The organism is Verminephrobacter eiseniae EF01-2 (genome assembly GCF_000015565.1).
GTDB classification, from domain to species: domain Bacteria; phylum Pseudomonadota; class Gammaproteobacteria; order Burkholderiales; family Burkholderiaceae_C; genus Acidovorax; species Acidovorax eiseniae.
Genome location: NC_008786.1, coordinates 2,079,485 through 2,103,530 on the forward strand (window position 1 = coordinate 2,079,485; position 24,046 = coordinate 2,103,530).

At 67.3% G+C, this 24,046-nt stretch carries 20 protein-coding genes; 11 read left to right on the top strand and 9 right to left on the bottom strand.

Features of this window, described 5'->3' with window-relative positions; genetic code table 11:
* Position 1 precedes the first annotated feature (1 nt).
* Entirely contained in the window at positions 2-880 is an 879-nt protein-coding gene (locus tag VEIS_RS09085; RefSeq protein ID WP_157048450.1) for an NHL repeat-containing protein, read from the top strand.
* Positions 881-921: 41 nt separating this feature from the next.
* Here VEIS_RS09085 and flhC read toward each other — a convergent pair whose 3' ends face one another.
* The 9 genes from flhC to VEIS_RS09130 form a co-directional block, all read right to left on the bottom strand.
* Positions 922-1,476, bottom strand: coding sequence for a flagellar transcriptional regulator FlhC (gene flhC / locus VEIS_RS09090; protein WP_011809618.1), 555 nt, complete (start codon positions 1,474-1,476; stop codon positions 922-924).
* Positions 1,477-1,485: 9 nt separating this feature from the next.
* Positions 1,486-1,836, bottom strand: a complete 351-nt coding sequence (flhD, locus tag VEIS_RS09095) for a flagellar transcriptional regulator FlhD (RefSeq protein ID WP_011809619.1) — start codon at positions 1,834-1,836, stop codon at positions 1,486-1,488.
* 393 nt (positions 1,837-2,229) lie between these two features.
* Positions 2,230-3,708, bottom strand: coding sequence for an N-acyl-D-amino-acid deacylase family protein (locus VEIS_RS09100; RefSeq protein WP_041950689.1), 1,479 nt, complete (start codon positions 3,706-3,708; stop codon positions 2,230-2,232).
* Positions 3,709-3,732: 24 nt separating this feature from the next.
* The gene (locus VEIS_RS09105) at positions 3,733-4,728 is read right to left on the bottom strand and encodes an ABC transporter ATP-binding protein (RefSeq protein ID WP_011809622.1); all 996 of its coding nucleotides are present in this window, start codon (positions 4,726-4,728) and stop codon (positions 3,733-3,735) included.
* Positions 4,725-5,777: an ABC transporter ATP-binding protein gene (locus VEIS_RS09110; RefSeq protein ID WP_011809623.1), complete on the bottom strand. Its 1,053-nt coding sequence runs from the start codon at positions 5,775-5,777 to the stop codon at positions 4,725-4,727. Before VEIS_RS09110 ends, VEIS_RS09105 begins: the two co-directional genes overlap by 4 nt.
* A gap of 31 nt (positions 5,778-5,808) precedes the next feature.
* A complete protein-coding gene (locus VEIS_RS09115; protein ID WP_011809624.1) occupies positions 5,809-6,690 on the bottom strand; it encodes an ABC transporter permease in 882 nt (293 codons plus the stop codon).
* 9 nt (positions 6,691-6,699) lie between these two features.
* Complete coding sequence (locus VEIS_RS09120) at positions 6,700-7,635, bottom strand: ABC transporter permease (protein WP_011809625.1); 936 nt, start codon at positions 7,633-7,635, stop codon at positions 6,700-6,702.
* Positions 7,636-7,663: 28 nt separating this feature from the next.
* Complete coding sequence (locus VEIS_RS09125) at positions 7,664-9,247, bottom strand: ABC transporter substrate-binding protein (RefSeq protein ID WP_011809626.1); 1,584 nt, start codon at positions 9,245-9,247, stop codon at positions 7,664-7,666.
* A gap of 42 nt (positions 9,248-9,289) precedes the next feature.
* Positions 9,290-10,765, bottom strand: a complete 1,476-nt coding sequence (locus tag VEIS_RS09130) for a M81 family metallopeptidase (protein ID WP_011809627.1) — start codon at positions 10,763-10,765, stop codon at positions 9,290-9,292.
* Between the two features lie 1,276 nt (positions 10,766-12,041).
* Between VEIS_RS09130 and VEIS_RS09140 the strand changes: the two genes are divergently transcribed.
* The 10 genes from VEIS_RS09140 to VEIS_RS09185 all read left to right on the top strand — a co-directional run bounded on the left by VEIS_RS09140 (position 12,042) and on the right by VEIS_RS09185 (position 24,040).
* A complete protein-coding gene (locus VEIS_RS09140; RefSeq protein ID WP_041949917.1) occupies positions 12,042-13,160 on the top strand; it encodes a branched-chain amino acid ABC transporter substrate-binding protein in 1,119 nt (372 codons plus the stop codon).
* Between the two features lie 99 nt (positions 13,161-13,259).
* The gene (gene livH / locus VEIS_RS09145) at positions 13,260-14,186 is read left to right on the top strand and encodes a high-affinity branched-chain amino acid ABC transporter permease LivH (RefSeq protein ID WP_011809630.1); all 927 of its coding nucleotides are present in this window, start codon (positions 13,260-13,262) and stop codon (positions 14,184-14,186) included.
* A gap of 8 nt (positions 14,187-14,194) precedes the next feature.
* Positions 14,195-15,478 carry a high-affinity branched-chain amino acid ABC transporter permease LivM gene (locus tag VEIS_RS09150; protein WP_011809631.1) on the top strand — a complete coding sequence of 428 codons (1,284 nt, stop codon included), beginning with the start codon at positions 14,195-14,197 and terminating at the stop codon, positions 15,476-15,478.
* A complete protein-coding gene (gene livG / locus VEIS_RS09155; RefSeq protein WP_011809632.1) occupies positions 15,475-16,266 on the top strand; it encodes a high-affinity branched-chain amino acid ABC transporter ATP-binding protein LivG in 792 nt (263 codons plus the stop codon). The genes VEIS_RS09150 and livG overlap by 4 nt, the downstream gene beginning before the upstream one ends.
* Positions 16,266-16,967, top strand: coding sequence for an ABC transporter ATP-binding protein (locus tag VEIS_RS09160; protein ID WP_011809633.1), 702 nt, complete (start codon positions 16,266-16,268; stop codon positions 16,965-16,967). The genes livG and VEIS_RS09160 overlap by 1 nt, the downstream gene beginning before the upstream one ends.
* A gap of 310 nt (positions 16,968-17,277) precedes the next feature.
* On the top strand, positions 17,278-18,273 hold the full coding sequence (locus VEIS_RS09165; protein ID WP_011809634.1) for a LacI family DNA-binding transcriptional regulator: 996 nt from the start codon (positions 17,278-17,280) through the stop codon (positions 18,271-18,273).
* A 200-nt stretch (positions 18,274-18,473) separates the two neighbouring features.
* Positions 18,474-20,006, top strand: coding sequence for an FAD-binding oxidoreductase (locus VEIS_RS09170; RefSeq protein ID WP_011809635.1), 1,533 nt, complete (start codon positions 18,474-18,476; stop codon positions 20,004-20,006).
* A complete protein-coding gene (gene xylB, locus VEIS_RS09175) occupies positions 19,993-21,513 on the top strand; it encodes a xylulokinase (protein WP_011809636.1) in 1,521 nt (506 codons plus the stop codon). Before VEIS_RS09170 ends, xylB begins: the two co-directional genes overlap by 14 nt.
* A 36-nt stretch (positions 21,514-21,549) precedes the next feature.
* Positions 21,550-22,665: an ABC transporter ATP-binding protein gene (locus tag VEIS_RS09180; protein ID WP_011809637.1), complete on the top strand. Its 1,116-nt coding sequence runs from the start codon at positions 21,550-21,552 to the stop codon at positions 22,663-22,665.
* Between the two features lie 13 nt (positions 22,666-22,678).
* Positions 22,679-24,040 (top strand): ABC transporter substrate-binding protein, encoded by a 1,362-nt coding sequence (locus VEIS_RS09185; RefSeq protein WP_011809638.1) that lies wholly within the window; start codon positions 22,679-22,681, stop codon positions 24,038-24,040.
* Positions 24,041-24,046: the final 6 nt, after the last annotated feature.

The window sequence follows — 24,046 nt, forward strand, 5'->3', positions numbered from 1 at the left end:
CATGGTTTCAATCGCCTCAATACCCCGTCAGCGCCATTCAAGGAGAAATTCCGTCATGAACCGTCGCAATATTTTGGCATTTGCCGCCAGCTATCCGCTGCTTGCTTGCGGTGCATCCGCCCAAGCGGCAGCAAGGCTCTGGCGGCGCGAGCGCATCATTACGGCGGGCCTGTCTTCGCCGGTCGGGATGGGCCTGGACTCGGAGGGCAGGCTGGTCGTGGCGAACTGGAGCGCCGGCACGGTCATTCGCGTCACGCAGGATGGCAAGACCACCGCGCTGGCAACCGGCCTCAGTGGACCATCGGGCCTGGCCATTGCTGCGAATGGGGATATTTTCGTTGCTTCGTATAACGAAGACTTGGTGTGGAGGATTCCCGCAGCGGGTGGCAAGCCGGAGGTATTCGTTCGCGGTTTGTCCACCCCGGCGGGGATTTCTTTCGACAACCGGGGCAAACTGCTGATTGCCAATCGCCGCACCAACCAGATTCTCGCGGTCGACCCCGCAGGCAAGCACTCGGTGGCGGTGGAAGGTGAATTGCAAACGCCGGTCGGCGCCGTCCAGATGCCGGATGGCGGGTATTTCGTGTCCAACATCGATGGCGGCGTTTCCTGCGCCGGTCCCGATGGCCGCGCGCGCACCGTCTCGCGCGATTTCGTTGCACCCGGCCCGGGCATCGCCGTTGCCGACGCCGGGTCGGTGTATGTCGTGGATTACGGCGGAACCGAGGTCAAGCAGGTGCACAAGGATGGCACTACCCATGTTGTCGCAGCAGGTTTTCGCAGCCCTGCAGGAATTGCCCTGTCTGCCGATCGGCGCCGGGCGGTGGTTACCGATTGGGGTTCCAATGCGGCTTATGAAATGTCGATCGGCGCCGGTTAGCGCAGCAAAGGCGCTTCGTCCTCCACGTTTGCCCATCCAACTCAATGCAGCATCAACGCGCCTGCGACCCGGCTTTTGCCGGCGCGGGCGGGCGGGTGGCACAGGCCGCAGATGAAGTGGCGGCTCTCGTACAACTCGGTCACGAACTGGCCGCCGCAGCGCGCGCACCGAGTGCGGGTCAACATGCCGGCGTCGACGAACTTCACCAGGCGCCAGGCGCGGGTGAAGGACAGCAGCGGCGCAATCGCGGTCGTGGTCACCTGTTCGTCGTACAGGCGGTAGGCCCGGATCAGTAGTTCCACGGCATCCAGGTCCAGGCCCTTGGAGAGGTACTCGTAGATGTTCAGGAACAGCGAGCTGTGGATGTTCTCCTGCCAGGTCAGAAACCAGTCGGTCGAAAATGGCAACTGCCCTTTGGACGGAGACTTGCCGGCGATCTCTTTGTACAGGCGGATCAGCCGCTCATACGACAGCGTGGTTTCCGATTCCAGCACCTGCATCCGGGCACCCATGCGGATCAGCACTGCCGCGCGTTCGATCTGCCGGGATTCATTCAGAACGCTTTTCACGCGGGCTTTGGCAACGTTGGTGGACATGGCGCGCTTTCAGAGCACTTCCGACACGCGGCTGGCCATCAGGATGCCGGCGTGCAGCGCGTTGGTGGCTTCGTTGCCCACCTTTTTGGCTGCATGGTCCGGCGCGTGGCTGGTGGCGTGATTGGTCAGCAGGCCCCACACCAGGTTGTCGTCGACACGCAGGCGGCACAGCAGCGTGCTTCTGGACGCCAGTTTCATCACCTGCGCTGCCGACAGCGCGGCCAGGATATCGGCCGATTCCTCGTTCATGCCCAGGCGGAAAACCGCTTCGGCCTTGTCTTGGCGGATCAGGGTCTGCGCCAGCATCAGGTAGGTGAGGTTGGCTTCGCGGATTTCCGCCAGCAGTTGTTCTTGGAGCATGGTGATTTCCTTGGGGGTTCCGGTTCCGGGGTGATCGGTTGAAATGGATTGTGAAATGGCCCCAAGCGGAAATGAAGTCGGTGTTTGGCGCTATTGCCTGTCTGGTTGTGTGTGGCCGCTTGCAGGAATTTGCCTGACAAGGACTGCAACCAAAGTCCTGCCATGCCAGCGGCGCTGCCTGCTGCGGGGGCCGCCAGTGGCGCGGGCCGTCACCTGCCGCGTCTGCGCATGCGCGCTGCGCGGGCCGGCACGACCGGCGTGTCGGCGCTGCCACGGCAGACCAGGGCGCCATTGGCGCACGCCAGCGCCGCGCCCCGGCGCAGGCCCTGCCGCGCTGGCTGCGGGTTCAAAAGTGCATGACGATGGCGTCGCTGACCCGGTAGTCGTTTTCCATCAGCGCACGCCGGGGCGAGGGGTTGGACGGGGCACGGAGCGCAGAACCTGGCCGTTGCGCGCCCCGCAATGCGCGCCATGCTGCCAGGTCAGCGCGCCGTTGACGATCACCGCATCGATGCCGACGGCGGGCTGCGCCGGTGCTTCGTAGGTCGCGCTGTCGCGAACCGCCGCCGCGTCGAAGATCACCAGATCGGCGCGCTGGCCCGGCTGCAGCGTGCCGCGTTCATGCAGGCCGAAGGTGCGGGCCGTAAGCCCGGTCATCTTCCACACCGCCGTCTCCAGCGGGAACAAACCGATGTCGCGGCTGTAATGCCCGAGCACCCGCGGGAACGTGCCCCACAGCCGCGGGTGCGGCTTGGCGCCGAAGGGGATGCCGTCGGAGCCGATCATGGTTTCGTCGAACGCAAGGATGCGCTGCACATCGCCCTCGTCCATCATGAAATAGATCGCGCTGCCCGGCTGCAGCCTGCGCGCCGCCTCTTGTCTCGACAGGCCCCACTCGGCCGCGATGTCTTTCAAGTCGCGCCCTGCGCATTCGGGGTGGGGCTGGCTCGATGCGATCAGCACGCGGCCTTCCATCATGCTGCGGTCGGTGCGGATCATCGTCGAGCCTGCCGTGTAGGGGTAGCAATCGAGCCCGATGCACTGGTGCTGCATGGCCTGCCCGATCAAGGCGAGCGTGGCGCTGCTCCTGCCGAAATTTTGCGGGTACTGCACCTTGTGGTGCGATACCACCACCGGAACATCCAGCGCGCGGCCGATGCGGAAAGTTTCTTCCAGCGACTCGATCACATGGTCGCCCTCGTTGCGCATGTGCGTCGCGTACAGCGCCTTGTGCGCCGTGAGCGGGCGGGCCACTTCGATGATTTCTTCGGTCGTCGCCTTGGCCGCCGGCGGGTAGAAGGTGCCGGTGGACAGGCCGATGGCGCCGGCCTGCAGCGCCTGCTGGACATGCGCCTGCATCGCGGCGATCTCCTGCCCGTTCGCGGGCCGCTCCAGGTCGGACATGGCCACGGCGCGCAAGGTCGAATGCCCGACCATGGCCGCCACGTTCACCGACGAGGGCGCGGCGCGCAGCGCATCGAGGTAGGCCGCAAAGCAGGCAAAGCGCCCTTGCGCCGGCACATCGAGCAGGCCCAGCGGCATCGGCAAAGCCATGTCATCGCGCAGCGGCGCGGCGCTGATGCCGCAATTGCCGGTGATCACCGTGGTCACGCCCTGCGAGACTTTGAACGGCATCTGCGGCTGCGACAGCAGCGCCTGGTCGTCGTGCGTGTGCGCGTCGATGAAGCCGGGCGCAACGATGCGGCCGCTCGCGTCCAACTGCTGCTCGGCGCTGTGCCCGGCAAGCCGCCCGATGGCGGCGATGCGCCCGTCCAGGATGCCCAGGTCGGCCGCAAAGCGCGGCGCCCTGGTGCCGTCGATCACGGTACCGCCGCGAATCAGCAGGTCGTAGTGGCAGGTTTTGTCGCTCATCATCGGGGTGCTTTCAACGGAAATTCAACGGAAATGGCAGGCCACTTGGTGCTCGCCCCGGGTGGCCTGGGTCGTTGCTGGCCGGGTGCCCAGCGCGGGCACGGTCGTCGCGCAGATCGGCTGGGCGATCGGGCAGCGGGTGTGGAAGCGGCAACCGGCAGGCGGGTTGGCCGGGCTGGGCGGGTCGCCCTGGAGCAGCAGGCGGCGGGTGCGCAGATGCGGGTTGGGCACGGGCGCGGACGCTAGCAGGATCTCGGTGTAAGGATGCAGCGGCGCCGTGAACAATGGGTCGCGGTCGGCGATCTCGACGATCTGCCCCAGGTACATCACTGCCACCCGGTGGCTGATATGGCGCACCACGGCCAGGTCGTGCGCCACGAAAAGGTAGGCGATGCCGAACTCGGCCTGCAAATCCATCAGCAGGTTCACCACCTGCGCCTGCACCGATACATCGAGCGCGGACACCGGTTCGTCGCAGACGATGAGCCGGGGGTTCAGCGCCAGCGCGCGCGCAATGCCCAGCCGCTGCCGCTGGCCGCCGGAGAATTCGTGCGGAAACTTCTTCACCGCTTCGGGGCGCAGGCCGACGCGCGCCAACAGCCATTGCACGCGCTCGCGCTGCTCAGGCGCCGTGCCCGAGCCGAAATTGCGCAGCGGCTCGGCCACGATGGCGCCAGCCTTCAGGCGCGGATCGAGCGAAGCATACGGGTCCTGGAAGATGATCTGCATCTGGCGCCGGCGCAGCCGCATCTCGCGCGCAGACAGCGTCAGCAGTTCCTGGCCATCGAGTTGCACCGAGCCGGCGTCGGGCTCGATCAGCCGCAGCACCGCCTTGGCCGTCGTGGTTTTGCCGCAGCCGGACTCGCCGACCAGCGCCAGCGTCTCGCCGCGCGCCACCGAGAACGAGACGCCATCGACCGCCTTGATCGCCGGCATGGCCGGGCGCAGCCAGCGCTGGGGCCGCAGGTAGTGCTTGCGCAGGTCGCGCACCTGGAGCAGCGGCGGCGGCTGGTTCGTCATGCGGGCAACCCGAGCGTGGCGTCCGGGTGGTCGACCCACGGCTGCCACTGCTGCTCGACGGCAAAGCAGGCCACCAGATGGTCGCCGCCTTGGCGCATGAGCTGCGGCGTTTCGCTGTGGCAGCGTGCGCGCGCGGCGCTGCAACGCGCGGCAAAGGCGCAGCCGCGGCCGAGCTCGTGCGCCGCCGGCACCAGCCCCGGGATTTCGGCCAGGCGCGCGCTGGTCTGGTTCAGCGCCGGCATCGAGGCCATCAGCGCGCGCGTGTAGGGGTGCAGCGGCCGGTCGAAGAGATCGGTCACGTCGGCCTCCTCGACCTTGCGCCCGGCATACATCACGAGCACGCGGTCGCAGTTTTCGGCCACCACGCCCAGGTCATGCGTGATCAGCACCACGCCCATGCCCAACTGCGCCTGCAAGCGCCCGATGAGGTCGAGAATCTGCGCCTGGATGGTGACATCGAGCGCCGTCGTGGGCTCGTCGGCGATCAGCAATTCGGGGTTGCAGGCCAGCGCCAGTGCGATCATCACGCGCTGGCGCATGCCGCCCGACAGTTGGTGCGGGTACTCGGCCACGCGCCGCTCCGGCTCGGGGATTTGCACCAGGCGCAGCATTTCGACCGCGCGCTGCATGGCATCGGCGCGGCTGGCGCGCTGGTGCAGTCGCACGGTCTCGGCAATCTGCCGGCCCACGGTGAGCACCGGGTTCAGCGAGCTCATCGGCTCCTGAAAGATCATCGAGATGCGGTTGCCGCGAATCTGCCGCATCTGGCGCTCGCTCAGGCGCATCAGGTCGGTGCCGCGCAGCCGCACCGCGCCCATGTGGCGCGCAGGCGGGGTCGGCAGCAAGCGCAGGATGGACAGCGCGGTCACGCTTTTGCCGCAGCCCGATTCGCCGACCACACCGAGCGTGAGACCGGCGCGCACGATGAACGAGACCCCATCGACCGGGCGCACCGTGCCGGCCAGCGTGTCGAACCAGGTGCACAGGCCATCGACTTCGAGCAGCGGTGCGCCGGCAGGCAGCGCCGCCTCGGGCATAGCGGTCGTCATCGGGCGCTCACAGCCGGGTTCATGCCCAGGCTCACAGTTGCCGCGCCAGGCGCGGGTCGAGCGCGTCGCGCAGGCCGTCGCCGAGCAGGTTGATGGCCAGCACGGTCGCCGCCAGCAGCAGCCCCGGGTACAGGATGATGTGGAATGCCAGCGCCACGAAATTGCGGCCTTCGGCCATCATGTTGCCCCAACTGGGCGTGTTCGTCGGCACGCCGACGCCGAGAAAGGAAAGCGCCGCCTCGGTCAGCACCGCAGCCGCCGCGACGAAGGTGGCCAGCACCATCAGCGGGGCGACGATGCCGGGCACGATATGGCGCGCCAGGATCATCGGCAGCCGCGTGCCTACCGCATGCGCGGCCTCGACGAACGGCTGCTCGCGCAGCGTCAGCGCCAGCGAGCGCACCAGCCGCACCACGCGGGGAATCTCGGGCACCGTGATGGCGATGATCACCGTCGCCAGGCTGGCCTGCGTCACGGCCATCAACGCGATGGCCAGCAAGATGCCGGGGATGGCCATCAGCCCGTCCATCACGCGCATGATGAAGCCGTCGGCCCAGCGCACGAAACCCGATGCCAGCCCGATCACGACGCCCAGGCCGGTGGCCAGCAACGCGACCGAGACGCCGACGATCAACGACACCCGGGCGCCCCACACCGCGCGGCTGAACACGTCGCGGCCCAGCGCGTCGGTGCCGAACCAATGCCCGGCCGAGGGCGGCAGCATGCGGGCGAGCGGGTCGATGTCCTGCGGATCATGCGTGGCGATCCAGGGCGCTGCGGCGGCGATGATGGCCACCGCGATCAGCAACAGCGCGCCAATGATCAGCGTCGGGTGCTTGCGCACCCGGTGCCAGCGCGGCAGCGCGAAAAATGCCGGCGCTTGGGCTTCGGTCAGGGTTGCGGCAGGCGGCATGGAGTGGCCCTAATACTGGATGCGCGGGTCGAGGAAGCGGTAGCTCAAGTCGATCAGCAGGTTGATCAACACATAAACGCCAGCGGAGATCAGCAGCACGCTCTGGATCACGGGGTAGTCGTGGCGCTGCACGGAATCGACCACCAGCCGGCCGACACCGGCGATGGCGAACACGGTCTCGGTCACCACCACGCCGCCGATCAGCAGCGCGATGCCCATGCCCACGGTGGTGGCAATCGGAACGGCGGCGTTGTGCAGCGCCTGGAGCAGCACCGGCAGCACGCCCAGGCCCTTGGCCCGCGCGGTGCGGATGTAGTCTTCGTGCAGCGCTTCGAGCACGGTGGCGCGCGTCATGCGCGTCACCAAGGCGATGTACACCAGCGCCAGCGTGACACAGGGCAGGACCAGCGAACGCAGCCATGGCCCGGCGCCGTCGGCCAGCCGCGCATAGCCCTGCACCGGAAACCATGGCAGCCGGATGGCAAAGCCATACACCAGCAGATAGCCGACGAGAAACACCGGCACCGAAAAGGCCAGCACCGCAAACAGCATCACCAGCCGGTCGATCCAACTGCCGGCGCGATGCGCCGCGAGCGTGCCCAGCGGCAGCGCGACCAGCAGCGTGAGCGCCATCGTCAGCGCGGCGATCGACAGCGTCGGCTCCAGCCGCTGCGCCAGCAATTGCGTGACCGGCACCTGCGAGAAGATCGAAACGCCCAAATCGCCGGTGACGAGTTTGCCAAACCAGACCATGAACTGCTGCCACAGCGGCAGGTCCAGCCCGAGTGCCACGCGCAGTTTTTCGATGTCCTCGCCGGTGGCCAGGTCGCCGGCGATCAGCGCAGCCGGATCGCCTGGCGACAGATGGATCAGCAGGAACACCACCACGGCCACCACCGCCATCACCGGGAGCGCCGCGAGCAGGCGGCCAATCAGGTAGCTCATGGCGATGCGCCCTGGCGCCTGGCGGCCGTCATTTGTCCAGCACCCAAAGATTCGGAATGCCGGCCCACAGTTTGTCTGTGCCCTTCAACTCCTTGCGCGCCACGGACGCCGCCTGGTACTGGCCCAGGCTGACATAGGGCACGGTTTCGTAGGCGCGGCGCTGGAAATCGTCGAGCAGTTGCCGGCGTCTGGCGGGCGCGGTTTCATACAGCCAGGCCGCGCGCAACGCATCGAGCCGCTGGTCGCAGGGCCAGCCCGGCAGCGTGTTGCCGCAAGCGGCGCTCAGATAGATGTTGGCGATCGGGCTATTGGCCGAGAACTCGTTGGCCACCGTGGCGTAGGCGCTCCAGCCGCCCGCGTCCGGCGCATTGCGCTTGGCGCGGCGCGCAGTGACCGAGGACCAGTCCATGCTCACCGGCTCGACGTTCAAACCAATGCTTTTCATGGTCTGCTGCATCACCAGCGCCAGCGCATTCAGGTAGGTCACGTCGCTGGGCACGAGCAGCAGCACCTTCTCGTTCTTGTAGCCGGCATCGCGCAGCATCTGCCTGGCCCGGGCCAGATCGGCCTTGCGGTAAGGCTCGGCGCCAGCGGCCGTTTCGTTCGGACTGCCGCAAATGAAATAGGTCGCGCAATGGGCCATGCGCATGTTCGGCGGGTAGCCGATGGCCGCCATGAAGCGCTCCTGGTCCACCGCCTGCAACACCGCCTGCCGCACCTTGGGATTGTCGAAAGGCGGGTGCAAGTGGTTCATCACCAACTGCCCCTGGTACGCGCCGGACGACTGCAGGTTCATGCCGGGGTCGGTTTGCATCGACGCGATGAAGTCGGCCGGCAAACTCTCGATGAAATCCACCTCGCCCCTTCGGAGCGCGGCGACGGCGCTGTTGCTGTCCGGCAGGTACAGCCACTCGATGCGGTCGAAATGCGCCTGCTTGCTGCCGGCCAACCCGCTGGGCGGCTCCTTGCGCGGCACATAGCCGGGATTGCGCACGAACACGGTTTTGTTGCCCGGCACCCACTCGTCGCGCTTGAACAGATACGGGCCGGAGCCAACGACCTCGGACAGCGGCGCGGTGGTCGGCCGTTGCGCCAGGCGCTGCGGCAGGACCACCAGCGCAAACGAAGAAGGCTTGGACAGCGCATCGAGCACCATCTCGAAAGGCCGCTTCAAGCTGAGCCTGAAGGTCGCAGCGTCGATGCCCGCCCACTGCGCGCCGGCATTCTTCAGCGCCGCGCCGAACGGATCGCGCATGGCCCAGCGCTCGATGGAAGCGACCGCGTCGGCTGCGGTCACGTCCTTGCCGTCAGAGAACTTCAGGCCCGGGCGCAAAACGAAGGTCCAGGCCAGGCCATCCTGGGACCTGGTGTAGCTATCGACCATCTGCGGCTGCGGCTTGCCGTTGCCGTCCAGCGCAAACAAGGTGTCATACACCATGTAGCCGAAGTTGCGCGAGATGTATGCGGTGGTGAAACCCGGGTCGAGGATCTTCAGATCGGCATGTGGGACGAAGCGCAGCGTCTTGGTTTGGGCCTGCGCGGGCGCCGGGACGAGCGCGGCGGCCGTGGCGGCAAGCAATGCAGCGGCGCAGGCAAAGTGGTTCAGGCGCATGGTTTCCCGGCTCCCTGGCGTCAAACGGTCATCAGAAGATCATCAGAAGGTCATCAGAAGCGGCGTGGCGACGGCGTCGATCGGCCAACGCGGGCGGCGGATCCTGGTGTATCGCAGCGCAGACATATGCTGCGCTGCGACACCGGGGGCGTCGACATAAATCACCTCGGCGGCGATTTTGGCGAACGACGCATAAAAATGCTGGGCCGATTTGACGACCACCATCGCCTTGCTGCCGAGCACGCAACCGAGTTGCGTGAACAGGTCGGTGTCGATCGCCTGGTGGCGTATCGAGCACAGCACGATCTCCAGGCCTTCGGCCTCCACCAGCGCGCAATCGCCCATGTTGGCGGGCGCGCCCGCCAGACCCGTCATCACCATGTCGGGCCTGAGCGCCCGCACCCGGCACAGCAGGTCCAGAGGCTGGCCGGACAGCGGGCCGATCTTGCCGCCGATGCGCAGCGCAAGCTGCGCGCCGGCACCGGCGTCGAACGCGATGCGGGCCGCGACCGGGTCCCATATCGGGCCGATGGCCACATTGCGGATGCCGCGCTCGATGAGCCGCCGCGCAATGAAAGTGGAATCGCCAGGGGCGCCGCTGCCCGGGTTGTCGGCGGGATCGGCGAGCACGACCGGGCCGCGGCCGCAGGCCCGCAATGCTTCGTCGAGCGCCTCATCGACCGGCGGACGACGCACCGCCAATTGCTCGCGCATGGCGATCATTTCCTCGGCCAGTTGCAGCGCCAGCGACTGCGCCTTGGCGGCATCGCCGTCCGTGTAGACCAGCACCTTGCAGCCCATTTCGGGCACATCGCCATGCGCGAAGCCCTGGCCGATGGAGATGGACAGCACACCGTCGCAACCCTCCAGCGCGATCACCTTGTCGATGAAGCCGCGCGCCGGCTGCCTGGTCGTATGCATCGGCACCACCATCCGGCAATCGACCAGCGCCGCCTCGGGCCGGATGCGTCCCGACGCGCAGGCCTCGCACAGGGCCAGCAATTCGCGGGCCCGTGGCATCACGTCGGTGTGCGGGTATTCCTTCATCGAGACCAGCAGGTCGGCGTGCCGCACCATCGCCGGCGTCAGATGCATATGCGGGTCCAACTCGGCGCCCACCACGGTCTTGGCGCCCACCAGCGCGCGCACCCGCTCCAGCAAGTCGCCTTCGCAATCGTCGTAGCCCTCGGCCACCATCGCGCCATGCAGGCCCAGCAGCACCATATCCAGCGGCAACGCGGCCTGCAGGTCGCGCAGCAACTCCGCGCGCAAACCCTCGTAGGCTGCGCGCGTGACGGTGCCGCCGGGCTGAGCGCTGGCCACCATGCCCTCGATCAGCGTCCAGCCCTTGGCGGCAGCCACTTCGCGCGCGGCGCACAACGGCCCGGAAAAGAGGGTCAATTGCTGCGGGTGCCGACCCGCCGGAAAGTAGCTGCGCTCCTTGAAACTGGCGATGCTGGTCGGCTGCGGCGCAAAAGTGTTGGTTTCGGTGGCCAGAGAGGCGCTGAATACACGCATGATGAAACCCCGATGGAGTGCCGTGGGTCATGGGCAGATTTGTGGGCGGATCGCCGGAGCCGGATGCACCATGTCACGGTCTGTGCCACGCAAGCCGGAGCGTGCGCGCCTGCGGCCACGAGCAACCGGGGCAGGTATCGTGTCTGCGCCATCCTGGCACAAACCCGGGCGCAGCGGCCTGCGACGCAGACATGAGACCGGGCATTGGCAATCGGCTTGCATGTCGATCCTTGAATCCACGCCCGCTGATCCCGATTCGCCAGACCAAATGCCGGATGCGTGGAGATGATGAATGTCGAGACCTGATCCGTGCGGCGCACCTGCCGTTGCACCCGTTGCACCATTGGCCTGCCGCTGCACATCCGGCAACACCATATTCCCATTCTTGCAATGTTGCAAGGCTGCCGGCTGCCGTGCAGGAATCGTCCATTTGAATTTCACCCCATGGCCCCATGGCCCCATTGCAAGCGCTTGGCAATAGCCAAACCGCCCGGCATGAAGCCCGGGGGGTGATCCCGGTTATCGGGCGACTGTGTCGAAAATCAAGCCAGACGAAGCCTCGCAGCAAACGGTGTGCGGGTTTGCGGCTGCCGACGAAGGCCGGCAACGCCGCATTGGCCATCGCGCTGCGCTGGCAGCCGCCGCTGCGGCGCCGATCGGGCAGGGCCGCAAACAGGGCCCGCATCTGCCCGGCAAGACCCGCCGCACCCAGTGGTTCAGCCGGGCTTCGGATGGGGCAGGCGATCGCAACCCTTCCTTTTCTTTTTTCACGGCGAAAACTTCGCATCGTCGACGGTGTGGTCAAATCGGGAGCGGCTGACCCGCAAGGCCGGATACAGCGCAGCCGCCGGTTTCTTCGCCGCACGATCAGGATTTTTACTTGTAGTCGGCGGGCGGCCATGCAAGACTATCGGCGGGGCTGCCAAAGCGCTGGGCTGCAAGCGGTGTCGAGCACAGACAGCCACATATCAACCCACACTGAAGGAAAGGATATGGCAAGCCTTTGAAGGCTGGCAGGCAGCAAGCATCGTGATGTGAAGTGAAGCAGTCGGACCGGGACGGGCCAGACCTGAATCGGCGCATGGACTTGGAAACAGTCCACCCGTCGGAACGGGGCCGGAATCAGGCGCTCGTCAGCCGACGGTATCGGGGCCGGCGGGCGATTGCGGAAAAACCAAGGCCGTCCGCCCGCAAGGCCGGATACAGGGTCGCAGCCGACTTCTTCACGACACGACGCGGGTCTTGCCCACCGCCGGGAGGCATCCATACGAGCACCATGCAATCATCCATTCGCATCCATTCGATCGCGGCCGCATCCATGCTTGCCATCTTCGGCTTGTCGGCGCAGGCGCAGACCGTCCAGATCGCCATCGCCGGCCCCATGAGCGGCTCCGTGGCCCAGTACGGGGATATGGTCAAAGCCGGCGTGCTGACGGCCATCGAGCAGATCAACGCCGCTGGCGCCGCCGGCGGCCACAAACTGGAGGCGGTCATGATGGACGACGCCTGCGAGCCCAAGCAGGCCGTGGCGGTGGCCAACAAGATCGTCAGCCAGCGCATCAAGTACGTGATCGGCCATATGTGCTCGGGATCGACGATCCCCGCGTCGGACATCTATGAGAACGAGGGCATCGTGATGGTGACGCCGTCGGCCACGGTGCCCCAGATCACCGAGGGCAAGAAGCGCAAGTTCATCTTCCGCACCACGGGCCGCGACGACCAGCAGGGGCCGGTGGCGGCCCGGCACATCATCGCCAAAGTCCAGCCCGGGAAGGTTGCCGTGCTGCACGACAAGCAGTCCTATGGCCAGGGCCTGGCCACCTCGGTGAAGAAGGTCCTGGATGAGGCCAAGGTTCCGGTGGTCCTGTTCGAGGGCGTCAACGCGGGCGACAGCGACTATTCGGCGGTCATCACCAAGATCAAAGCGCAGGGCGCGGACTTCGTCTACTTCGGCGGCTACCACCCCGAGATGGGCCTGCTGCTGCGCCAGGCGCGCGAGCAGGGTGTGAAGGCGACCTTCATGGGCCCCGAAGGGGTGGGCAACAAGGATGTGACGGCAATCGCCGGGCCGGCCTCCGAAGGGATGCTCGTGACACTGCCTGCGGACTTCTCGGAAGACCCGGCCAACGCCGCGCTCGTCAAAGCCTTTGCCGACAAGAAGCGCGACATCAACGGCCCGTTCCAGTTGCCCGCATACGCAGCCGTGAAGATCATCGCCGACGCCATGGCGGGAACCAAGAGCGCCGACCCGGCCAAGGTCGCGGCCTACATGCACCAGAACGCCTTCCAGACCCCGATCGGCAAGGTCGAGTACGACGCGCAGGGCGACCTGAAGTCGTTCAAGTTCGTGGTCTTCACCTGGCACAAGGACGCCACCAAGACGGCCGTCCATTGATCTCGCGCCTTTTCCGCAACGCCCCGTTTCTCATCCGATGAGCGGGGCGTTTCAGTATCGGGCTTACCCATCGGGCTTGCCCGCCGGCAGGCTTTGCGCATGAATGATTTTCTTGCCCAGTTCACCCAGCAGTTGGTCAACGGCCTGACGCTGGGCGCGATCTATGCGCTGATCGCCATCGGCTACACGATGGTCTACGGGATCATCGGCATGATCAACTTCGCCCACGGCGAGATTTACATGATCGGCGCCTATGTCGGCCTGGTGACGCTGACCGCCATTGGCACGCAGGGCGGCTATCCGCTGCCGCTGGTTCTCGGCGCGGCTTTGTTCGTCTCGGTGCTGGTCACGGGGACATATGGCTTCGTGGTCGAGCGCGTGGCCTACCGCCCGTTGCGGGGCGGGCCGCGGCTGGTGCCGCTGATCTCCGCGATCGGCATGTCCATCTTCTTGCAGAACTACATGCAGATCGGCCAGGGCGCGCGCGATGTCTCCGTTCCGCTCCTCGTTTCCGGGGCGCTGGAGTTCGACATGGGCGGCGACTTCACGGTCACCGTGCCCTATGGGCGTTTGTTGATCGTGGGCGTGACGCTGGCGCTGATGATCGCGCTGACGCTGTTCATCGCGCATTCGCGCATGGGGCGCGCCTGCCGCGCCTGCGCCGAGGACATGCAGATGGCCAATCTGCTGGGCATCGACACCAACAAGGTGATCTCCTTCACCTTCGTGCTCGGCGCCATGCTGGCTGCCGTCGGCGGGGTGCTGATCGGGTTGAGCATCGGCAAGCTCAACCCTTTCATCGGCTTCATCGCCGGCATCAAGGCTTTCACGGCGGCGGTGCTCGGCGGTATCGGCAGCATCCCCGGGGCCATGCTGGGCGGGGTGTTGCTGGGGCTGGCCGAGACCTTCGCCTCCGGCTACATGCCCGGCGAATACAAGGACGTGGTGGCTTTCGGCCTGCTGATTCTGGTGCTGCTGCTGCGCCCCACCGGTCTGCTGGGCAGGCCGGATGTGCAGAAGGTGTGATGGACGACATGAGCATGGCGCGGGCCAGTTCCAGCCAACCCGCCCCGGCATCGGCCGCTGCGGCCCCGGGCACGCTCAAAAACGCCGTCATCGCGGCGCTGGTCACGGCCGTGCTCACCATTCCCGCGCTCGGCCTGAAACTGAGGATCGAGGGCTACGAGGTCGTGCTGGAGCCGCACTGGCGCCCGGTCTGGATGGCCGTGATCGCGGTGTTCCTGTTCCAGTTGTGCCGGCCGGTGCTCCGCCGCGCGTGCGGCGGGGCCGTGCGGCTGCCGTCGCTGCCTGCGCTGGGCGCGCGCCAGCAGCGCATGGCCATCGGGGTGCTGTTCGTGGCCGGCTTGGTGTGGCCCTTTTTCGGCTCGCGCGGCGCCGTGGATGTCGCCACGCTGGCGCTCATCTACGTGATTTTGGGCCTGGGCCTGAACATCGTGGTCGGTTTCGCCGGCCTGCTCGATCTGGGTTATGTGGGCTTTTACGCGGTCGGCGGCTACACCTACGCGCTGCTCAACCAGTATTTTGGGTTGACTTTCTGGGAATGCCTGCCGATCGCGGGCGCGATGTCGGCGCTGTTCGGCTTCCTGCTCGGCTTTCCGGTGCTGCGTCTGCGCGGCGACTACCTGGCCATCGTCACGCTGGGCTTTGGCGAGATCATCCGCCTGCTGCTGAACAACCTCACCAGCCTGACGGGCGGCCCGGACGGGATCTCCGGGATACCGAAGCCCACCGTGTTCGGCATCGAGATGGCGCGCAGCGCCAAGGTCGAAGGCGACCGGACTTTCCACGAACTACTGGGCTGGACCTACAGCGGCGAGCACATGGTGATTTTCCTGTACCTGCTGGCGCTGCTGCTGGTGGGCGCTACGCTGCTGGTCAGCAGCCGGTTGATCCGCATGCCGATGGGCCGCGCCTGGGAAGCTCTGCGCGAGGACGAAATCGCCTGCCGCTCGCTGGGCCTGAACCCGACGCGCATCAAGCTGTCGGCCTTCACGCTGGGCGCGTCTTTCGCCGGCATCGGCGGCGCCTTCTTTGCCGCGCGCCAGGGCCTGGTCAACCCCGAGTCCTTCACCTTCATCGAATCGGCGCTGATCCTCGCGGTGGTGGTGCTGGGGGGCATGGGCTCGCAGCTCGGCGTGATCCTCGCCGCCCTCTTGCTGACCGCGCTGCCGGAACTGACGCGCGAATTCGCCGAGTACCGGATGCTGATCTTCGGCCTGGTGATGATCCTGATGATGATGTGGCGTCCGCAGGGCCTGCTGCCCGCGCGCCGCCCGCATGTGGAGTTGCCGCGATGATCCCGACGGCCGCCCCGGCGCGGTCTGCGCAACTGCTCGCGGTGTCGGGCCTGCAGATGCGTTTCGGCGGTCTGCTGGCCGTCGACGGCATCGACTTCGAGGTGCGCCCGCGCGAGGTCTTTGCCATCATCGGCCCCAACGGCGCCGGCAAGACCACGGTGTTCAATTGCGTCGGAGGCTTTTACCAGCCCACCGGCGGGCAGGTGATGTTCGACGGCCAGCGCATCGCCGGCTTGCCCAGCCACCTCGTGGCGCGCAAGGGGCTGGTGCGCACCTTCCAGAACATCCGCCTGTTCAAGCAATTGACCGTGCTCGAGAACCTGCTGGTGGCGCAGCACCTGCAGGTCGAGACCGGCCTGTTGCACGGCTTGTTCGCCACCCCGGCCTACCGCCGCGCCGAGCGCCAGGCGCTCGAGCGTGCCGCGCAGTGGCTCGAACGCATGGGGCTGGGCAAGGTCGCCAACCAGGAGGCGGGCACGCTCTCCTACGGCCACCAGCGCCGGCTGGAGATCGCGCGCTGCATGATCACCGAGCCGCGCCTGCTGATGCTCGACGAGCCTGCCGCAGGGCTGAATCCGCAGGAGAAGATAGCGTTGCAGCAGTTGATCGACGGCCTGCGCCGGGAGTTCGGCATTTCCGTCTTGTTGATCGAGCACGACATGAGCCTGGTGATGGGGGTGTCCGATCGCATCATGGTGATGGAGCATGGCCGGCCGATCGTGACGGCCAAGCCCGACGAGGTGCGCAGCGACAGGCGCGTGATCAACGCCTACCTGGGGGAGGACTGATGCTCGAACTGGAGCAGATCCACACCCACTACGGCGCGGTGCAGGCCCTGTCGGGCGTGTCGATCGAAGTCAAACAGGGCGAGATCGTCACCCTGATCGGCTGCAACGGCGCCGGCAAGACGACCCTCATGATGACGGTCTGCGGCGCGCCCCGCGCATCGAGCGGCCGCGTGCTGTTCGAGGGCCGGGACATCACGAACCGGCAGACCCACGAGATCATGCGCATGGGCCTGGCAATCGCGCCCGAGGGGCGCCGCGTGTTCCCGGGCCTGACGGTGCTGGAGAACCTGAAGATGGGCGGCTTTTTCGCGCGCCGTGACGACATCGAGGCGGGCATCGAGCATGTTTTCCAGCTCTTTCCGCGCCTGCAGCAGCGATCGGCGCAGCGCGCCGGCACGATGTCGGGCGGCGAGCAGCAGATGCTGGCGATCGGCCGGGCGCTGATGAGCCGCCCGCGCCTGCTGTTGCTCGACGAGCCTACGCTGGGCCTGGCGCCGCTGATCATCGCGCAGATCTTCGACATCATCCGCACGATCCGGCAACAGGGCGTGACGGTCTTTTTGGTCGAACAGAACGTGAACAAGGCGCTGCAGGTGGCGGACCGGGGCTACGTGCTGGAGACAGGGCGCGTGGTGCTGGCGGGCACCGGGCAGAGCCTGCTGGCGAACGACAGCGTAAGGAAAGCCTACCTGGGGGGATAGGGCTTTGCCGGCGCGCCCCCGCTGCCGCCGCCGGACGCTGCGCGCATGGCGCAGCGTGGCCGCCCCGGTACGCTGCGCGGCCTCGGGTTGCCGGCAGCGCCCTGGCGCGCACATGCTCCCGGCCCCATGTGCCGTGTCAATGTGCTGTGTCAATCTGCGCCCGGCGCGCTTGCCGCCGGCGCCGGATGGCCGCCCCGGGCATGCGCATTGCCAAAGCAATGCCTTGCCGTGCCGGCGCCGGCTTGCGCTACAGTCGATCGATCACAAGGAGTGGAGTGTCGCGGCTTGCCGCAACGGACAGCAGGTGAACGTGAAACTGATCGATGTGGCGCAGTTGGCAGGCGTCGACATCTCGACCGCCTCCCGCGTGTTGCGCGGCGAGTCCATGCAGCGCATCCGCGAAGAAACGCGCGGGCGCATCCTGGCCAGCGCGCGCCAACTGAACTACGCGCCCAATGAACTGGCCCGGGGTCTGCGCACCGCGCGCAGCAAGACCTTCGGCATCGTGGTGCCGCAGCTCGACAACCCGGTGTTTTCGACCGCCATCGAGGGGGCCGAGCTATCGGCCCGCCGGCACGGCTATTCACTGCTGATCGCGCACCGCCAATCCGGGGCCACCGATTCGGTCTATCGGCGCCTGGCGCATGGCAATCGGGTCGACGGCCTGCTGGTGGCGAGCCTGGACGACCAGGCCCTGCTGAAACCGGAGCTTGACGCGACGAACGTGCCGTTCGTGCTGTTGAACCGCAAGCTGGCCGGCGCTGCGCACTGCGTCGTCCTGGACAGCCGGGCGGCGGCCGAAATCGCCGTCGATCATCTGGTGTCGCTCGGGCATCGGCGCATCGCCCATTTGGCCGGACGCCCGGGCGGCTTCAATGCCGGCGAACGCCTGGCCGGCTATCGCGCGGCGCTGCGGCGCCACGGCATCAGGTTCGATGCGCGCCTGGTCGCCGTCGCCGGCTACACCGCCGAGGGCGGCGCGGCGGCGATGCGCAGCCTGCTGCCGCAACGCCCGACCGCCGTGCTCGGCGCGACGCTGGTCAGCGCCGCCGGGGCGATGATGGTGTTGCACGAGGCGCGGCTGCAAATTCCTGCCGACATATCGGTGATCGGCCTGCACGACGCGCTGGTCGCGACCATGCTCTATCCACCGCTGACCACCGTGCGCATGCCGACCGAGCGGATGGGCGAGTTGGCCACCGATCTGCTGGTGGCGCTGACCGGACACCAGCGCGTCAAAGCCGTCGCGCCCTTGCCGCCCGACGGCCTGGTGATCCGCGCCTCCACCGGGCCGGTGGCCGGTTGACCGGGCCGCTGGCGCCAAGGTGCCGGTGCCGGGGCCGGGGCCGGGCAAGGGGGAGAGGGGAAAGGGAAAAGGGGGTTGACGGATCGCACCGGATCGCGCACCATTGAACAAACGATTGCTCATGGCGCCGCATCCCGTACATCGCGCCATGTATCAGGCGCCGCATCGGCACACCGGGGCAGAATCGAGGAGACAACGACTTGGACGCGAGCACCATCGGCACGATCGACACCATTGCCGCCGCGCGCCGGCATGACCGTGTGGACACCGGTCTGGCCGAGGCATTCGGCCAGATCGTCGGCGCGCAGCAGGTCATCACCGCGTTCGATGCGCGCCTTGCGTATGCGCGCGACCGCTTGCCATTCGCGGTGTTTCGCGAGCGCGCGGGCGGCATTGCCGGCGCCGTGCCGCGGCTGGTCCTGCGCCCGGCGGACGCGGCCCAGGTGGCGGCCATCGTGCGCCATGCCTGCGCCAACGGTATTCCGGTCATTCCGTATGGCAGCGGCTCGGGCGTGCTCGGTGGCGCGATCGCGCTCGGCGGCGAGGTGCTCGTCGATCTGCGCCGGCTCGACCGGATCGTCGCCATCCATCCGCTCGATGCGATGGTCACCGTCGAATGCGGAATGAACGGCGCCCGACTGGAGGCCGCGCTCGATGCCCAAGGGCTGACCACCGGGCATCTGCCGCAATCGATCGAGATTTCCACCGTCGGGGGCTGGGTGGCCTGTCGTGGCGGCGGCCAGGCATCGAGCCGCTACGGCAAGATCGAAGACATCGTCGTCGGGCTGAAGGCGGTGCTGCCGGACGGCAGGAGCATCGAAGTGCGGCCGGTGGCGCGGCGCTCGGTGGGGCCGTCGATACTCGATCTGCTGGTCGGCAGCGAAGGGGTGTTCGGCATCATCACCGAAGTGACGCTGCGGGTCTGGAAAAAACCGGCGCTCGAGCGCGCCGTGGTGCTGGCTTTTCCGTCATTGCCGGCGGCCTGGGGCTGCGCGCGCGAGATGATGCAGGCCGAACTGCGCCCGCAGATCGTGCGCATCTACGACCATGTCGAGAGCGCCGAGCGCACCCGGGACCTGGCGCCGTTCGAGACCCGGCCGATCCTGGCGATGATGGCGTTTTGCGGCAGCGAGCCGATGGTCGCCGCCGAGTCGTCGACGGCGCTGGCCATCGCGGCAGCGTTCGACGGCCGGCAAGCACCGCTCGGCCCTTTCGAGCATTGGCAGCAAAACCGCTACGTCGCCTATTCGCAGAAGTGGCATGCAGCGGGCTACTTCAACGACACCATCGAAGTGACGGCGAACTGGTCGGCGATTCCGGCCCTGTATGAAGCGATTGCCCTGGCCGTGCGGCAGGTGCATCCGCTGCTGCATTTCGGCGCGCACTGGTCGCATGTCTATCCGGAGGGCGCCTGCCAGTACATGACCGTGCGCCTGCCGCCGATGGACGCGCAGACCGCGCTGCCGCTGCACGCCGAGCTGTGGCAAGTGGTGCAGGATTTGACGCTGGCGCATGGCGGATCGATTGCGCACCACCACGGCGCCGGGCTGTTTCGCGGGCCGTGGATGGGGCGCGAACTCGGCACCGGGCTGGACGTGCTGCAGGCGATCAAGGACGCGCTCGATCCGGGCAATCTGCTCAACCCCGGCAAGCTCGGCCTGCGGCCCCGCGCCGGGGCCAAGGATATTCGCCAGGGTTTCACCGGGCGGGGCGCAGGCCATGGCGGCGACTGAAGCGCTGCTCGCCGGCATCGACCTCGGCGCGGGTTCACTGAAGGTGAGCATCGTCCGGGCCGACGGCGCGCTGGTGGCCGAAGCGTCCAGGCCGGTCGCCACGGAGTCGCCACAGCCGGGCTGGAGCGAGCAAGACCCGCAGGACTGGTGGCGCGCCTGCTGCCAGGCATTGCGCGCGGTGCTGGCGCAGGCGGCCTGTCCGGCGCGCGCCATCGCTGCGATTTCGTTTTCCGCCGGCGCCCACACCCAGGTGCTGGAGGACGCCCAGGGCCGGGTCATCCGCCCGGCCATTTTGTGGAACGACCAGCGCAGCCGGGCGCAGACCCAGGCGTTGCGCGCGCAGGCCGACGCGCAAATCTTCGCCATCGCCGCCAACCGCGCCAATCCCACCTGGACGCTGCCGCAGATGCTGTGGCTGCGCGACGCCGAGCCAGAGTCCTTTGCGCGGGTAGCGCGGCTGTACCTGGCCAAGGATTGGCTGCGCGCCAGATTCACCGGCACCTGGGAGACCGACAGCATCGATGCGCTTGGCACCTTGATGCTGGACGCGGCCTCGGTGCGCTGGTCGCAGACGCTGTGCGACCTGATCGGCTGGCGCATGGCGACGCTGCCGCCGATCGTCGCGTCCAAGGCCGTCGTCGGCCATGTCGGCGCAGCCGCAGCGCGGGCGACCGGACTGGCCGAGGGCACGCCGGTGGTCTGCGGCAGTTCCGACACCGCCGCCGAGACCTTTGGCGCCGGCATGGTGCACGAAGGCATGGGCGTGGTGAAACTGGCCACCGCCGCCACGGTCAGCGTGCTGTCGCCGCAGCCACGGCCGGACTGGGCGCTGATCAACTACTACCACATCGTTCCCGGGCATTGGTACGTCATCACTGCGACCAATTCCTGCGCCTCGGCGCACAAATGGCTGCGCGACACCTTCTTTCGCCGCGCCGGTGACGATGGCAGCGCGGTCTTTGACGCGATGGACCGGCAGGCGGCAGCGGTTGCGGCCGGCGCCGAAGGGCTGTTCTTCCACCCCTATCTGAACGGCGAGCGCAGCCCGCACTGGGATCCGCTGCTGCGCGCCGATTTCGTCGGCGCCGGCTTCAACCACGGCGCCGGGCATTTCGTGCGCGCCCTTTATGAGGGCATCGCCTATTCGCTGCGCGACTGCCGCGATGTGCTCCAGGCCCGGGGCCTCGGCTTTGCGGTGGCGCGGCTGACCGGCGGCGGAGCGCGCAGCGCGCTGTGGCGCCAGATCGTCGCCGACATGCTCGATGTCCAGGTCGAACTCCCGACGGTCGCCGATGCCTCGTTCGGCGCAGCGCTGCTCGCCGGTGTCGGCGTCGGCGTGTTCGCCAGCGAGCAAGACGCGGCCAAGCTCGTGACCGTGGCCGCGCGCACCCGGCCCGATCCGGCCCGCGTGGCGCTCTACGAGCGTGGCGCGCCCATTTATCGCGATATACAGGCGGCGCTGGCGCCGCTGAACCATCGCATCCATGACTTCGTGGCGGGGCGATGACGAGCGCAGACCGGCCCCGGGTCGGCAAGGCCGCGCATGGCTGAAATCCGGCTGGAAAAGGTGCGCAAGACCTACGGCAATGTGGTTGCGGTGCATGGTGTCGACCTGTGCATCGGCGACGGCGAGTTGCTCGTGTTTCTGGGCCCCTCGGGCTGCGGCAAATCGACCACGCTGCGCATGATCGCCGGGCTCGAGGAGACCAGCTCCGGCACGATCCGCATCGGTGAGCGCGATGTCACCACGCTGGAGCCCAAGGATCGCAACATCGCGATGGTGTTCCAGAACTACGCGCTCTATCCGCACAAGACGATCTACGACAACCTGGCCTTCGGCCTGCGCATGCGCAAGATGGGGCGCGATCAGATCGACGCGCGGGTGCGCAAGGCGGCGGCCATGCTGGGCCTGGCGGAACTGCTGGGGCGCCGGCCCAAGCAGCTCTCCGGCGGCCAGATGCAGCGCGTCGCGCTCGGCCGCGCGCTGGTGCGCGAGCCGGACGTGTTTCTGCTCGACGAGCCGCTGTCCAACCTCGACGCGAAACTGCGCGCGCGGATGCGCGAGGAAATCGCGCGCCTGCACCAGGAGATCGGCACCAGCATGGTCTATGTGACCCACGATCAGGTCGAGGCGATGACGCTGGCCGACCGCATCGTGATCATGCGCGACGGCCATGTGCAGCAGATCGGCGCGCCGCTGGCGGTCTACGACCGGCCGGCGAACCTGTTCGTCGCGGGCTTCATCGGCTCGCCAGAGATGAATTTGATCGAGGGGCGGATCGATGGCGCCCGCTTCGTCGCCGACCGCTTCGTGCTGCCTGCCGCACCCGTCGCCGCCCGCTCCGGGGCGGCCGTGGTGCTCGGCATCCGCCCGGAGCATATCGCGCTGGTGCATGGCGCGGGCGACCGCGATCAGGGCGGTGCCGACTTCGACTTCACCGTGCGCCTGATCGAGCAACTCGGCGCGCAAACGCTGTGCATTGGCGAGATCGCCGGCCAGCGCCTGCGCATCCTCGGCGAGCGGGTCGATGGCTGGGCGCCCGGGCACAGCGTCCGCGTCCGGCTGCAGCCAGCGCGCCTGCATTGGTTCGACCCATCCGACGGACAGCGATTGCCCTCGGGCACCGGCGCGCACCGAGCACAGACCACAGGCCCATGACGGAGACGAGACCATGACGGAAACCACAGCCACCACAGCCACCACGCAGCGACAACCGGCCGGCCTTCGTCGGCGCACGCTGATCCGGCGCGGCAGTGCTGCGCTCGGCGCCGCGCTGACGCTGGGCGCGCCCACGGTGTGGGGGCAGGGCAAGAAGACGCTGCGCTTTCTCAACAGCGAAACCTCGATCGACAGCATCCGCGCGCTGAAAGTCGCCTGCGCCGACTACGAAAGGCAGTTCGGCACCCGGATCGTGATCGATTCCGTTCCCATCGACGACGCCTTCATCAAGGTCACGACCTCGCTGCGCGGCGGACAGCCCTATGACATCGCCACGCTGGCCTTTGTCGGCCATGTGCTGCTGTTGCAGGCCGACGACCGCCTGATGCCGCTGACCGAACTGACCAGCAAGCACCAGTGGGGGCACAAAATCCTGTTCCCGCTCAAGAACCAGGTCTACTGGTACCCCTATGACTACAACCTGGCGTGGATCTATTACCGCAAGGACCTGTACGAGCAAAAGGGCCTGAGCGTTCCCAAGTCTTACGAGCAGATGCTCAAGAACGCGCAGACGCTGAGCGCCGATGGCCGCCATGGCGCGCTGTTTCCGATCGGCAGCAACGGCGCGACGAACTGGCTGTCGTCGGGCTTCATGTGGGCCGAGGGCGTGAAGCTGTTCGACGACCAGTGGAACGTGCTGCTGGACAGCGCCGAGATGGCGCCCCGGGTGGGGCGCTATCTGGACTTTTTCGCCGCGCTCTACAAGAGCATGCCGGCGGGCGCGAGCCAGGCGGGCTTCGGCGAAATGCTCAGCAATTTTTCCTCCGACAAGGTGGCGCATGTGGCCTACGCCGGGCGCATCATCGAGGCGCTCGAGCGCAACGCGCCGGCGCTGTCGACCCGCTACGGCATCACCCCCTACATGGACAGCAAGGGCCGGGCGAAGGCGGTCAACCACGGCTACGACGGCTGGGTGGTGCTCAAGACGCCGAACTCCGACGAGGCCATGAAATTCATGGCCTGGTTCACCGAGCACCAGTACATCAACTTCCTGCACACCGCGCCGCTGCACTTTCAGCCGCCCCGCCTGGACATCTACGACGACCTGCGCTGGCGCGCCCACCCGCTGATCGCCAAGCACCAGGAGGCGGTCGAGACGATGCGCAGCTTCATCACCGACAAGTCGGTCATCCTGACTTCCGTGGATACCGAAGGCCCGGCGCCCGATCTGCGCCCCGGCAAGGTGCTCGAAGGCTTCGTGATCCCCGAAATGCTGCAAAACAAGGTGCTGAAAAACATGCCGTCGGCCGAATGCGTGAAGCTCGCCGCCGACAAGATGCGCAAGCTCACCGGGGCTGGCGCAGGTGCTGCGTAGCGGAGC

Excerpts from the sequence above, each read along its gene's own strand:
- VEIS_RS09085 (WP_157048450.1), top strand. The coding sequence starts at position 2 with ATGGTTTCAATCGCCTCAATACCCCGTCAGCGCCATTCAAGGAGAAAT.
- flhC (WP_011809618.1), bottom strand. The coding sequence starts at position 1,476 with ATGTCCACCAACGTTGCCAAAGCCCGCGTGAAAAGCGTTCTGAATGAA.
- flhD (WP_011809619.1), bottom strand. The coding sequence starts at position 1,836 with ATGCTCCAAGAACAACTGCTGGCGGAAATCCGCGAAGCCAACCTCACC.
- VEIS_RS09100 (WP_041950689.1), bottom strand. The coding sequence starts at position 3,708 with ATGAGCGACAAAACCTGCCACTACGACCTGCTGATTCGCGGCGGTACC.
- VEIS_RS09105 (WP_011809622.1), bottom strand. The coding sequence starts at position 4,728 with ATGACGAACCAGCCGCCGCCGCTGCTCCAGGTGCGCGACCTGCGCAAG.
- VEIS_RS09110 (WP_011809623.1), bottom strand. The coding sequence starts at position 5,777 with ATGACGACCGCTATGCCCGAGGCGGCGCTGCCTGCCGGCGCACCGCTG.
- VEIS_RS09115 (WP_011809624.1), bottom strand. The coding sequence starts at position 6,690 with ATGCCGCCTGCCGCAACCCTGACCGAAGCCCAAGCGCCGGCATTTTTC.
- VEIS_RS09120 (WP_011809625.1), bottom strand. The coding sequence starts at position 7,635 with ATGAGCTACCTGATTGGCCGCCTGCTCGCGGCGCTCCCGGTGATGGCG.
- VEIS_RS09125 (WP_011809626.1), bottom strand. The coding sequence starts at position 9,247 with ATGCGCCTGAACCACTTTGCCTGCGCCGCTGCATTGCTTGCCGCCACG.
- VEIS_RS09130 (WP_011809627.1), bottom strand. The coding sequence starts at position 10,765 with ATGCGTGTATTCAGCGCCTCTCTGGCCACCGAAACCAACACTTTTGCG.
- VEIS_RS09140 (WP_041949917.1), top strand. The coding sequence starts at position 12,042 with ATGCAATCATCCATTCGCATCCATTCGATCGCGGCCGCATCCATGCTT.
- livH (WP_011809630.1), top strand. The coding sequence starts at position 13,260 with ATGAATGATTTTCTTGCCCAGTTCACCCAGCAGTTGGTCAACGGCCTG.
- VEIS_RS09150 (WP_011809631.1), top strand. The coding sequence starts at position 14,195 with ATGAGCATGGCGCGGGCCAGTTCCAGCCAACCCGCCCCGGCATCGGCC.
- livG (WP_011809632.1), top strand. The coding sequence starts at position 15,475 with ATGATCCCGACGGCCGCCCCGGCGCGGTCTGCGCAACTGCTCGCGGTG.
- VEIS_RS09160 (WP_011809633.1), top strand. The coding sequence starts at position 16,266 with ATGCTCGAACTGGAGCAGATCCACACCCACTACGGCGCGGTGCAGGCC.
- xylB (WP_011809636.1), top strand. The coding sequence starts at position 19,993 with ATGGCGGCGACTGAAGCGCTGCTCGCCGGCATCGACCTCGGCGCGGGT.
- VEIS_RS09180 (WP_011809637.1), top strand. The coding sequence starts at position 21,550 with ATGGCTGAAATCCGGCTGGAAAAGGTGCGCAAGACCTACGGCAATGTG.
- VEIS_RS09185 (WP_011809638.1), top strand. The coding sequence starts at position 22,679 with ATGACGGAAACCACAGCCACCACAGCCACCACGCAGCGACAACCGGCC.